The following is a 10273-nucleotide window of genomic DNA, read 5'->3' as shown; positions in this document are numbered from 1 at the left end:
CGACATCGCCTGCGTGGCCGAGGTGTCGACCGGGTTGACGATGATGGCGTCGACGCCCGAGGCGGCGAAGTTCTTGATCTGGTCGAGCTGCTTGGCCACGTCGTTCTGCGCGTCCTCGACCTGCAGCTCGACGCCATCCATGCCCTTGGCCTGCGCGATCATGCCGTTGCGCAGCACGGTGAGGAAGTTGTCGTCGAAAAGAGCCATCGAAACGCCGATCTTGGCGGCGAAGGCGGATGAACACATCAGCGCCGAAAGCGCGACGCCCAAAAGAAGTTTCTTCATTTTCTCCTCCACTTGGTGTCCGGCTGCACCTATTGAACCGGAATCCCCGGTTTGCCCGGGGAATCTCTCCCTGCGGCCATGCGGCGTCGCCAGTTCGACTGGAACGCCTCTTCCTCCGTTCGAACAGGCGCTCCGGAACGAAAGAACCAAAAGGCCTATTTGGTGAAATATTTATTCCATTTCGTTTCGGAAACGTCAAGGGCGATTCCGACCGGGGCGGCCGGTTTTTCGATCACCATGGGCGTGACAACGACCAAATTCGTCGAAATTTGCGCCCGAGGCCGGGTGAACCACGATGAAAGAATCCATCAGGCTGATGGATTCTTTCACATCGGCTACATCGCGCTCAGCGCCTAGATGTTTTCGGGCAGATAGACGTCGAAGGGCAGGAAGGTCTGTCCCGGCGCATTGGCTGCGCCGCTTTCGATGGCATGGGCCATCAGCCCGACGAGTTCGCGGCAGAGCGCCGCGAGCGGTGTCGAGATCACCATGGTGAGGATGTTGTCGGCAAGCGCGGCGCGCGAGACGGCGTTGATCTCGTTGCAGATGACGACCGGCATCTCGGCCGGCTTTGCCGTTCTCAGAGCCGAGACCGCGCCCTCCATACCGCCGCCGGCGACATAGCAGCCGGCGAGATCGGGATGGCGGGCCAGGAGATCGAGCATGGCGTCATGCGTCACGTCATTGGCCTCGAGATTGACCAGCGTCTCCATCACGGTGAAGTCGGGCGCGTGCTCGCGGAAGAAAGAGCGGAAGCCGATCTCGCGCAATTCATGGCCGTGGAAGCGGTGGCTGCCGACGAAGAGCGCGACCTTGCCCGGCTTCCTTGCGGCCTTGGCGATCATCCAGGCGGCACTGCGCCCGACCTTGCGGTTGTCGAGCCCGACATAGCCCTCGCGGATGCCGGCGGCAAAATCCGACAGCAGCGAGAAGACCGGCTGTCCCCTCGCCTTCATTGTCTCCACGACCGCCGTCAGCGTCGGATGGTCCGGGCCGACGACGGCGATGGCCCTGGATTTCGCCGCCAGCCCACGCATCTGGGCGGCGATCTCATCGGGCGCCAGCGAAGCGGCGAAATCGATGGTTGCAACGCCACGAAAACGCTGCGACTGCGCGACCGCCAGCTCGAGCTCCTTGGCGAAATCGCCATAGAAGACGTCATTGCCCCTGAGCAGCAGGAAGCCGAGCCGATATTCCGGCAATTCCTGGCGCATGCGCTGCTTGATCAGCCCAGCGGCGTGATAGCCGATCTCGGTGGCAGCGTCATAGACCCGGCGCGCCGTCTCCTCGCGCACCGGCAGGCGGCTGTTTAGCACCCTGTCGACGGTGGCGACGCTGACGCCGGAGACGCGCGCGAGATCGGTAATGGTCGGGCGCTTTGCCATGAATGCTTCCTCACTTGTCCCACTCCGGCTAGCCGGCTCACCCATATCTCTTTCTGATGGGAAATGATAGAAACTATCTTTGTGATGTTGAGACTATCAGACCTTGCGGCTATGCTGAAGTCGAAAGTCAGCGATGGCGCGACCCCCGCACGGTCGAGCGGTTCGCCAAGGGCTGGCGGAGGAACCCCAATGACGGCAATCACGTCTTCCGCGGCGTCGCCGCGCGACTACAGCCTGACCGGGCGAGACGCCAGGCTCGCGGTCGAGAACGGGCTCGCGGCGGCCGAGTGGTACCACACCGAGATCCCGCGCAAGCAGATGAAGGAGCTGATGCAGCGCTCCGACCAGCCGGCGATCCGCGACACCGTCATCTGGCTGGCCGCATTCGTCATCGGCGCCGTGGGCGGCATCTCGTTCTGGGGCAGCTGGTGGTGCGTGCCGTTCTTCTTCGTCTACGGCACGCTCTACGGCTCCTCGACCGATTCCCGCTGGCACGAATGCGGCCACGGCACGGCCTTCCGCACGCAGTGGATGAACGACGCCGTCTACCAGCTCGCCTGCTTCATGATCATGCGCAACCCGGTGACCTGGCGCTGGAGTCATACGCGCCACCACACCGACACCATCATTGTCGGACGCGATCCCGAGATCGCCGTCATGCGCCCGCCGGACCTGTTGCGCGTGGTGCTGAACTTCTTCGGCATCCTCGACGCCTGGCATGCGATGACCGACATGCTGCGCAATGCCGCCGGCATCATCAGCCCCGCGGAAAAGACCTTCATTCCCGAACAGGAGCAGCCGAAGGCGATCCGCGTGGCGCGTATCTGGCTCGCCATCTACATCGCGACCATCGCGCTGGCGCTCTACCTGCATTCATGGCTGCCGCTGATGCTCGTCGGCCTGCCCCGCCTCTACGGCGCCTGGCATCACGTGATGACCGGCCTGCTGCAGCATGGCGGACTCGCCGAAAATGTCATCGATCACCGCCTGAACAGCCGGACGGTGCTGATGAACCCGATCAGCCGCTTCATCTACTGGAACATGAACTACCATGTGGAGCACCACATGTTCCCGATGGTGCCCTATCACGCGCTGCCCAAGCTGCACGAGATGATCAAGCACGACCTGCCGCCACCGACGCCGTCGATCCTGGCCGGCTACCGCGAGATGATCCCTGCCTTCCTGCGCCAGCTGCGCAACGAGGATTACTTCCTCAAGCGCGCGCTGCCGTCGACGGCAAAGCCCTACCGGGAAGAATTGCACAACGACAGCCCGGTGGCGGCAGCGGCCGAGTGAGCTGCCGAAGGCTGACCAGGAATTTCACGAGGACGAGATGAGCGACTGGGTCGAGGCCTGCGCGGCCGGGGATATCGACGAAGAGGACGTGATGCGGTTCGACCATGCCGGACGCACCTTCGCCATCTACCGCAGCCCGGACGACGAATATTTCGCCACCGACGGCCTGTGCACGCATGAAAAGGTGCACCTGGCGGACGGGCTGGTGATGGACGACATCATCGAATGCCCCAAGCACAATGGTCGCTTCAACTACAAGACCGGCGACGCGCGCGGCGCGCCGGTCTGCGTCAACCTCAGGACTTATCCGGTCAAGGTCGATGCCGGAAAGGTCCTGATCCAGGTCGGATGACGGCGATGGCCGGGATGGTGATCATCGGTGCGGGCGAGTGCGGCGGGCGCGCCGCGCTTGCGCTCCGCGATCTCGGCTATGACGGGGCGGGGGGATTGGGCGGCGACGAGCCGCATCCGCCCTATGAGCGGCCGCCGCTCTCGAAGGACGCGATGACCGGAGAGGCTCCCTCCATCAAGGCGATCGCCAGCGACGCGCTCTTCGCCGAACGCGCGATCCGGCACATCCATTCCGTCCGGGCGGTCGCGATCGACCGTGCAGCGCATGTCGTGCACCTTTCCGACGGCTCTTCCCTTCCCTACAACAAGCTGCTGCTGGCGACCGGGTCCGTGCCGCGCCAGCTGCCGATGACGGGCCTCGGCTCGCGCTGCGTCTATTTGAGGACCTTCAACGACGCACTCGCTATACGTGCCCATCTCAGCGCCGGAAATCGCGTCGCCATCATCGGCGGCGGCTTCATCGGGCTGGAGCTTGCCGCCTCGGCGCGCAAGCTCGGCGCCACGGTCACCGTCATCGAGGCGCAGCCGCGTATCCTGATGCGCGGCGTGCCGGCCGAGATCGCCGAAATCATCCACAAGGCGCATGAGGCCGAGGGCGTCCCGATCCGCACCGGCCAGGGGATCGCCGCGATTGCCGATGACGGCAAGGACGTCGCCATCACGCTGGCCGACGGGCAGAAGATCGTCGCCGATCTCGCGGTGATCGGCATCGGCGCCGTGCCGGTGACGGCGCTTGCCGCCGAAGCGGGGCTCGCGATCGACAACGGCATCGCCGTCGACGAGCGTTTGCGCACCGCCGACCCGGATATCTTCGCCGCCGGCGATTGCTGCTCGTTTCCGCTGGGGATCTATGGCGGCCGGCGCGTGCGGCTGGAAGCCTGGCGCAATGCGCAGGAACAGGGCGCGCTGGCGGCGAAGAACATGCTGGGCGCCGACGAGGCCCATGCCGCCGTGCCGTGGTTCTGGTCGGATCAGTATGGCCTGACCCTGCAGATCGCCGGACTTTCCGACGAGGGCAAGAGCGTCGTGCGGCGCGACCTCGACGACGGCGCCTTCATTCTGTTCCATTTGGCGCAGGACGGCAGGCTGATCGCCGCCAGCGGCATCGGCCCCGGCAATGCGGTGGCGCGTGATATCCGGCTGGCGGAGATGCTGATCGCCAAGCGGGGGAAGCCGGCGCCGGAAGCGCTCGGCTCGCAAGCGGTCAAGCTGAAGTCGCTGCTGGCAGCTTGAGGTCTGGTTAGAAAAGCGCCTTCAGCTCGTCCAGCTTGTCGTTGACCACCCAGCCGTAATAGTTCTCCTCGGGCAGCTTTTCCGGTTCGCCGGCGGCGCGGCGTCTGTCGTTCTCGGCCTTCAGCGCATAGGCGCGCTGCTCGGGGTTGCCGACATTGTAGAGCGTGGCGGTAAGCCCCGGATTGTGGGAGATGTCGAAGCCGGCGATGCTGCGATAGGCGTCGATCGACTTCCTGATGGTCGCTGCAACGTAAGGCAGCGTCAGGTCCGGGTCCATGATGGTCTTGTAGACCGCATTGGGATCCTCGACATTAAGCTTCGGCAGGCCGGAGACCTTGTGCACGAGATCGCTCATCTGCAGCGCGGTCAGCGGGTTCAACTGGCCGAGACCGAAGGTCTGGCCGGCATAATAGGGCTGGAAGAAGGTTGCGCCGAAGCGGTCGTTGGGGAAGCTTGTGCCGCCGACGGTCTTGCCGCGAAAGGCATGGTTCCACACCTGCTCGCGGCATTCCCACAGATCGTAGCTGTCGTCCATGCCGGCGCATTTCTTGAATTCCGGCCGCTGAACGAAATCGCCGACATCCTCGCCCACATAGGCGAAGGTCAGCTTGCTCGACAGATAGGACATCGCCTTGACGTAGTAGGTCTGCAGGCGGTCATAGGCGTCGACATTGTAGGTGTGCTCGCCGACGATGGCGCCGACGATATGCATCGGATCGATACCGTAGGCAGCCGCCACCTTCCTGATCTTGCCGCGCAGCTCGGCATCGTTCTGCAGCAACGCGTAGACTTTACGGTACTTGGCCTGGAAGGTGGTGTTGGTTGCCTGGGTGCGCCGGCTGGACGCGCCCGGAATGTCCGGCTGCACGGCATTGCGATTGCCCGGAGGCACCATGGTCGCGGCATCGGCGATCGTCACCGCCGCCGCCAGTGCAAGACACACAAAAAGAAACAGATACTTCTTCATCCGCCGCCGCTTTGGGGCGGCTCGGCTATCGCCGATCAACCCCCAACCATTTGATTGAACGCAAGTTCAGACGGAAAACCGCTGGATGGTTTTCCCGAAATTGCTTCCAGAACGCGCGGCAACCTAGGTAAAGCGTCCGACAGAGTCGAGAGAAGGCTACCGACTGCCCCCAAAAATGGTGGCGGGATGCTTCCATTTGGCCACACCCAAAGCGGTCGGCCGGACAAGTCGGGCCGGCGCTGAGGCCGGCCCGACTTCAAAAATCAAAGAATGAAGCGCGACAGGTCGGTGTTGCGCGACAGGTCGCCGACATGCTTCTCAACATAGGCGGCGTCGATGGTGACCGCCGTGCCGTTGCGGTCCGGCGCATCGTAGGAAATCTCGTCCAGCACGCGTTCCATCACCGTCTGCAGGCGCCTTGCGCCTATGTTCTCGACGCTGGCGTTAAGATCGACCGCGATGCCGGCGAGCGAATCGATGGCGTCGTCGGTGAAGGTCAGCTCGACGCCCTCGGTCTTCATCAGCGCCACATACTGCTTGATGAGGCTCGCCTCGGTCTCGGTTAGGATGCGGACGAAATCCGACTTCTCCAGCGCGCGCAGCTCGACGCGAATCGGCAGGCGGCCCTGCAGTTCGGGCAGCAGGTCGGACGGCTTGGAGACGTGGAAGGCGCCGGAAGCAATGAACAGGATGTGGTCGGTCTTGATCGGCCCGTATTTGGTCGCGACCGTGGTGCCCTCGACCAGCGGCAGCAGGTCGCGCTGCACGCCCTCGCGGGACGGACCGCCCGAAATGTCGCTCCTGGCCGCGATCTTGTCGATCTCGTCGAGGAAGACGATGCCGTCATTCTCGGCCGATTCCAGCGCGCGACGCACGACCTCGTCCTGGTCGAGCAGCTTGTCGGATTCGTCGTTGACGAGCAGCGCATAGGAATCGCGGACCGTGGTCTTGCGGGTCTTGGTCCTGCGGCCGCCCATCGCCTTCGACAGCATGTCGTTGATGTTGAGCACGCCGACATTGCCGCCGGGCATGCCGGGGATCTCGAAGCCTGGCATGCCGCCATTGCCGGTGTCGGCCACCTCGATCTCGATCTCCTTGTCGTCAAGCTCGCCGTCGCGCAGCTTCTTGCGGAAGCTATCGCGCGTGGCCGGGCTCGCCGTCTTGCCGACCAGGGCCTCCAGCACGCGTTCCTCGGCGTTGATCTGGGCGCGCGCCGCAACGTCCTCGCGCATCTTCTCGCGGGTCAGGCCGATGGCGACCTCGACGAGGTCGCGCACGATCTGCTCGACATCGCGGCCGACATTGCCGACCTCGGTGAACTTGGTAGCCTCGACCTTGACGAAGGGCGCGCCGGCGAGCCGCGCCAGGCGGCGCGAGATCTCGGTCTTGCCGACGCCGGTCGGGCCGATCATCAGGATGTTCTTCGGCATCACCTCTTCGCGCATCTGGCCTTCCAGCTGCTGGCGGCGCCAGCGGTTGCGCAAGGCGATGGCCACGGCGCGCTTGGCGTCCTTCTGGCCGATGATGAAGCGGTCGAGTTCCGAAACGATTTCGCGGGGAGAAAAGGTGCTCATTTTACTCAAATTCCACTTTGCCACTGCCTGATGGACTCGAACGGATGCAGCAGCATGATCACGTTGAGCGTCAGATTGTCCCGGATGATGTAGCCCGTGCCGAGCTCGAAGATGAGCGCCAGGGCCACGATCACCCATATAGGTAGCTTTCGCGCCATCACAAATCCCAGCGCCATGAACAGCGTGTCGGACACCGAGTTGATGATCGAATCGCCGTAATAGTTGAGCGAGATGGTGCCGGCGCGGTAGCGCTCGATGATGAAGGGGCTGTTTTCCAGGATTTCCCAGCCGCCTTCGATGAGGACGGCGAAGGCGAGCCTTAAGCCAACCGGCGAGCGCGGAAACAGCGCCCAGGCCAGCGCATAGAACAGGAAGCCGTGGATGATGTGCGAGAAGGTGTACCAGTCGGCGATGTGCTGGGAATTCTCCGAGCTATTGACCACGCCGTGCCAGAGCTTGACGTAGCCGCAGGTGCAGATCGGCGGATGGCCCATGCCGTACAAGGTGCCCGCCTGGAACACGATCAAGGCGAGCACGAGCAGCAGGCCCATGCGCCAGCTGTCTTCATAAGCGGAAAGCGTTTTGTCCCCTCCGGGCGCGATCATTGCCTCAGTCCCCCAGATTTTCATCGTCGTCTTCGTCCGCATCGACGGCCATCAGCACGACGTCCTCATATTGCGAATGCCTGCGGCCGATCGGCCTGAAGCCGGCCTTCTCATAGGCGCGGATGGCGCGGGCATTGTCGGGATGCGGGTCGATGATGACGCGCGGCGCGCCTTCCTCGAACAGCTCCTCGACGAACTGGCGCAGGATTGCCGAGCCATGGCCGACACCAACCAGCTCCGGCGGGCCGATCGACAGATCGACGCCCAGCGTGCCGAAGGGCTGGTCGGCGTAAGGATGGTCGTCCTCCAGATGCGGGTCATAGCTCTGCAGATAGGCGATCGGCCTGCCGTCCAATTCGACGATCAGCGGCTCCACCGAGACCGAATCCATATGCTCGCGGATATCGGCGATTTCCTTTTCCGGATCGTCCCACCACTCAGCGACATGCGGCTCGCTCAGCCACCTGGCGATCAACGGCAGATCCTTCTCGGTGACCGGCCGAAAGTCGTAGCTATGCTGCTGAGTGACCATGATCTTATCCAAAAACCGGCTCCCACTTTTTGGGATCATGGTCGGCAGGCTCAAGCGGCATCGAGCGTTTCGACGACGAAATTGTTGTTGGTGTAGACGCAGATGTCGGACGCGATCTGCATGGCCTTGCGGGCGATCTCCTCGGCGTCCTTGTCGGTGTCGATCAGCGCGCGGGCCGCGGCCAGGGCGTAATTGCCGCCGGAGCCGATGGCCATCACGCCGTGTTCGGGCTCGAGCACATCGCCATTGCCGGTCAGCGCCAGCGAGACCGACTTGTCGGCGACCAGCATCATGGCTTCCAGGCGGCGCAGGTAACGGTCGGTGCGCCAGTCCTTGGCGAGCTCGACGCAGGCGCGCGTCAGCTGATCGGGATATTGCTCGAGCTTGGCTTCGAGCCGCTCGAGCAGGGTGAAGGCGTCGGCAGTGGCGCCTGCGAAGCCGGCAATGACGCTGCCGCCCTTGCCGATGCGGCGCACCTTGCGGGCGTTGCCCTTCATGATGGTCTGGCCGAGGCTGACCTGGCCGTCGCCGGCGATCACGACCTTGTTGCCCTTGCGCACGCTGATGATGGTCGTGGCGTGCATGGTGAGTTCATTCGACATTTTGAGCTCCGATTCGCGCTATCCCTTGAAGGCGATTGGCGCGGTACGAGTGAGTTGGATCGGCCATATGTATGCATAAGGCCAACGATTGCAAACCGCCCCGCGGCGAAGGCCGATAGTGGCCGGAATGGCAACTGGCAATCGCCGGATCATGCTGATAGAAGGCTTTCGTTTTCAAGCCCGAGGGCCCCGACCAGGGCAATAAGGACACGACGATGACGCGTTCGGCCGAAGTCAGCCGCAAGACCAAGGAAACCGAGATTTCGGTCTCGCTCCATGTCGACGGCAAGGGCAAGGCCGACATTTCGACCGGCGTCGGCTTCTTCGACCATATGCTCGATCAGCTGTCGCGGCATTCGCTGATCGACATGACGATCAAGGCCAAGGGCGACCTGCATATCGACGACCACCACACGGCCGAGGACACCGGCATCGCGATCGGCCAGGCTTTGAGCAAGGCGCTGGGCGAGCGGCGCGGCATCATGCGCTACGCCTCGATCGACCTCGCCATGGACGAGACGCTGACCAGGGCGGCGGTCGATGTTTCCGGCCGGCCCTTCCTGGTCTGGAACGTCGCCTTCTCGTCGCCGAAGATCGGCACCTTTGACACCGAGCTGGTGCGCGAGTTCTTCCAGGCCCTGGCGCAGAATGCCGGCATCACGCTGCATGTGACCAATCATTACGGCGCCAACAACCATCACATCGCCGAGACCTGCTTCAAGGCCGTGGCCAGGGCGCTGCGCGCAGCGCTCGAGCCCGATCCGCGCCAGCCCGACGCGGTGCCGTCCACCAAGGGATCGCTGAAAGGATAGGCTATGGCGGTCTATGTCGTGATGACGCCGCCGGCCGGCAACAACGCCGAGGACATCCGTTTCGTGCGCGACGGCTTTACCTGGCTCGGCTTCCTGTTCTCGCCGCTCTGGCTGGCCTGGAACCGGCTCTGGATGGCGGCCGTGCTGACCTTCGTCGTCATGGCGCTCCTGTCGGCGACCGGTGAGAAGCTGGGGCTCGGATGGGCCGGATCGATGCTGTCGCTGCTGGTCTCGCTTTACATCGGCTTCGAAGGACAGAATTTACGCATCGCTTCGCTGCGCCGGCGCGGCTGGCGCGAATGGGGCGTGATCGAGGCCGGCAATCTCGCCGATGCCGAGACGCGCCATGCCCTGGACGCCGGCGAGGAGAGCGAGGAGCAGCCAGCCTTGCCGCGCATCGTACCGGACGCATCGCTGGCGCGCCCGCCGCAAACCGGCATGGCGCTCGGCCTGACCCATACGCCTGGAAGGCCCTGACATGCGGGTAGCCATCATCGACTACGGCTCGGGCAATCTGCGCTCGGCCACCAAGGCTTTCGAGCGCGCGGCGCGCGAAGGAGGCATCGCCGCGACGATCGAGCTGACGGCCGACGCCGGGCGGGTGCGTTCCGCCGACCGCGTCGTACTGCCG

General features: G+C 63.9%; 13 protein-coding genes and 1 pseudogene. 7 read left to right on the top strand and 7 right to left on the bottom strand.

The features are described 5' to 3' along the window. Nucleotides 1-285: substrate-binding domain-containing protein (locus EOA28_RS12705; protein WP_148670702.1), on the bottom strand; the 285-nt coding region annotated here is incomplete at its 3' end. Between the two features lie 78 nt (nucleotides 286-363). Here EOA28_RS12705 and EOA28_RS12700 point away from each other — a divergent pair. Continuing rightward, complete coding sequence (locus tag EOA28_RS12700) at nucleotides 364-642, top strand: hypothetical protein (protein ID WP_127249748.1); 279 nt, start codon at nucleotides 364-366, stop codon at nucleotides 640-642. Here the strand turns inward: EOA28_RS12700 and EOA28_RS12695 are convergent. After that, complete coding sequence (locus EOA28_RS12695) at nucleotides 639-1670, bottom strand: LacI family DNA-binding transcriptional regulator (RefSeq protein WP_127249747.1); 1032 nt, start codon at nucleotides 1668-1670, stop codon at nucleotides 639-641. The two genes, EOA28_RS12700 and EOA28_RS12695, sit on opposite strands and share 4 nt — an antisense overlap. A 189-nt stretch (nucleotides 1671-1859) precedes the next feature. On the opposite strand from EOA28_RS12695, the gene EOA28_RS12690 reads away from it, so the two are divergent. From EOA28_RS12690 to EOA28_RS12680, 3 genes are read left to right on the top strand one after another with little or no spacing between them, the layout of a single operon-like run. Continuing rightward, nucleotides 1860-2966: a fatty acid desaturase family protein gene (locus tag EOA28_RS12690; RefSeq protein ID WP_127249746.1), complete on the top strand. Its 1107-nt coding sequence runs from the start codon at nucleotides 1860-1862 to the stop codon at nucleotides 2964-2966. 37 nt (nucleotides 2967-3003) lie between these two features. Further along, nucleotides 3004-3318: a MocE family 2Fe-2S type ferredoxin gene (locus EOA28_RS12685; RefSeq protein WP_126063309.1), complete on the top strand. Its 315-nt coding sequence runs from the start codon at nucleotides 3004-3006 to the stop codon at nucleotides 3316-3318. A gap of 5 nt (nucleotides 3319-3323) precedes the next feature. Further along, nucleotides 3324-4550, top strand: coding sequence for an FAD-dependent oxidoreductase (locus EOA28_RS12680; RefSeq protein WP_189342028.1), 1227 nt, complete (start codon nucleotides 3324-3326; stop codon nucleotides 4548-4550). A 7-nt stretch (nucleotides 4551-4557) separates the two neighbouring features. On the opposite strand, the gene EOA28_RS12675 is transcribed toward EOA28_RS12680, so the two are convergent. The 5 genes from EOA28_RS12675 to hslV form a co-directional block, all read right to left on the bottom strand. Further along, entirely contained in the window at nucleotides 4558-5517 is a 960-nt protein-coding gene (locus tag EOA28_RS12675; RefSeq protein WP_127249744.1) for a DUF1402 family protein, read from the bottom strand. Between the two features lie 263 nt (nucleotides 5518-5780). After that, nucleotides 5781-7091, bottom strand: coding sequence for an ATP-dependent protease ATPase subunit HslU (gene hslU, locus EOA28_RS12670; protein WP_128314928.1), 1311 nt, complete (start codon nucleotides 7089-7091; stop codon nucleotides 5781-5783). A 5-nt stretch (nucleotides 7092-7096) separates the two neighbouring features. Beyond that, the gene (locus EOA28_RS12665; RefSeq protein ID WP_127249742.1) at nucleotides 7097-7696 is read right to left on the bottom strand and encodes a DUF2585 domain-containing protein; all 600 of its coding nucleotides are present in this window, start codon (nucleotides 7694-7696) and stop codon (nucleotides 7097-7099) included. Between the two features lie 4 nt (nucleotides 7697-7700). Next, a complete protein-coding gene (locus EOA28_RS12660; RefSeq protein ID WP_127249741.1) occupies nucleotides 7701-8228 on the bottom strand; it encodes a GNAT family N-acetyltransferase in 528 nt (175 codons plus the stop codon). Between the two features lie 50 nt (nucleotides 8229-8278). After that, nucleotides 8279-8830: an ATP-dependent protease subunit HslV gene (gene hslV / locus EOA28_RS12655; RefSeq protein ID WP_040986886.1), complete on the bottom strand. Its 552-nt coding sequence runs from the start codon at nucleotides 8828-8830 to the stop codon at nucleotides 8279-8281. Between the two features lie 215 nt (nucleotides 8831-9045). On the opposite strand from hslV, the gene hisB reads away from it, so the two are divergent. The 3 genes and pseudogenes from hisB to EOA28_RS12640 all read left to right on the top strand — a co-directional run. Further along, nucleotides 9046-9642 (top strand): imidazoleglycerol-phosphate dehydratase HisB, encoded by a 597-nt coding sequence (hisB, locus tag EOA28_RS12650; RefSeq protein ID WP_127249740.1) that lies wholly within the window; start codon nucleotides 9046-9048, stop codon nucleotides 9640-9642. 3 nt (nucleotides 9643-9645) lie between these two features. Next, the gene (locus tag EOA28_RS12645; protein ID WP_127249739.1) at nucleotides 9646-10119 is read left to right on the top strand and encodes a DUF2628 domain-containing protein; all 474 of its coding nucleotides are present in this window, start codon (nucleotides 9646-9648) and stop codon (nucleotides 10117-10119) included. Between the two features lies 1 nt (nucleotide 10120). Further along, nucleotides 10121-10273: pseudogene (locus tag EOA28_RS12640) on the top strand (imidazole glycerol phosphate synthase subunit HisH); the annotation flags it as partial.

It is taken from the genome of Mesorhizobium sp. M2A.F.Ca.ET.067.02.1.1, assembly GCF_004023285.1.
In the GTDB taxonomy this organism is placed as follows: Bacteria; Pseudomonadota; Alphaproteobacteria; order Rhizobiales; family Rhizobiaceae; genus Mesorhizobium.
The sequence above is the reverse complement of the archived record's forward strand: the minus strand, read 5'-3'. Positions and strand labels throughout refer to the sequence as shown.

Bases quoted from the DNA above. Each gene is read 5' to 3' on its own strand.
- EOA28_RS12700 (WP_127249748.1), top strand. From the start codon at position 364: ATGCGGCGTCGCCAGTTCGACTGGAACGCCTCTTCCTCCGTTCGAACA.
- EOA28_RS12695 (WP_127249747.1), bottom strand. From the start codon at position 1,670: ATGGCAAAGCGCCCGACCATTACCGATCTCGCGCGCGTCTCCGGCGTC.
- EOA28_RS12690 (WP_127249746.1), top strand. From the start codon at position 1,860: ATGACGGCAATCACGTCTTCCGCGGCGTCGCCGCGCGACTACAGCCTG.
- EOA28_RS12685 (WP_126063309.1), top strand. From the start codon at position 3,004: ATGAGCGACTGGGTCGAGGCCTGCGCGGCCGGGGATATCGACGAAGAG.
- EOA28_RS12680 (WP_189342028.1), top strand. From the start codon at position 3,324: ATGGCCGGGATGGTGATCATCGGTGCGGGCGAGTGCGGCGGGCGCGCC.
- EOA28_RS12675 (WP_127249744.1), bottom strand. From the start codon at position 5,517: ATGAAGAAGTATCTGTTTCTTTTTGTGTGTCTTGCACTGGCGGCGGCG.
- hslU (WP_128314928.1), bottom strand. From the start codon at position 7,091: ATGAGCACCTTTTCTCCCCGCGAAATCGTTTCGGAACTCGACCGCTTC.
- EOA28_RS12665 (WP_127249742.1), bottom strand. From the start codon at position 7,696: ATGATCGCGCCCGGAGGGGACAAAACGCTTTCCGCTTATGAAGACAGC.
- EOA28_RS12660 (WP_127249741.1), bottom strand. From the start codon at position 8,228: ATGGTCACTCAGCAGCATAGCTACGACTTTCGGCCGGTCACCGAGAAG.
- hslV (WP_040986886.1), bottom strand. From the start codon at position 8,830: ATGTCGAATGAACTCACCATGCACGCCACGACCATCATCAGCGTGCGC.
- hisB (WP_127249740.1), top strand. From the start codon at position 9,046: ATGACGCGTTCGGCCGAAGTCAGCCGCAAGACCAAGGAAACCGAGATT.
- EOA28_RS12645 (WP_127249739.1), top strand. From the start codon at position 9,646: ATGGCGGTCTATGTCGTGATGACGCCGCCGGCCGGCAACAACGCCGAG.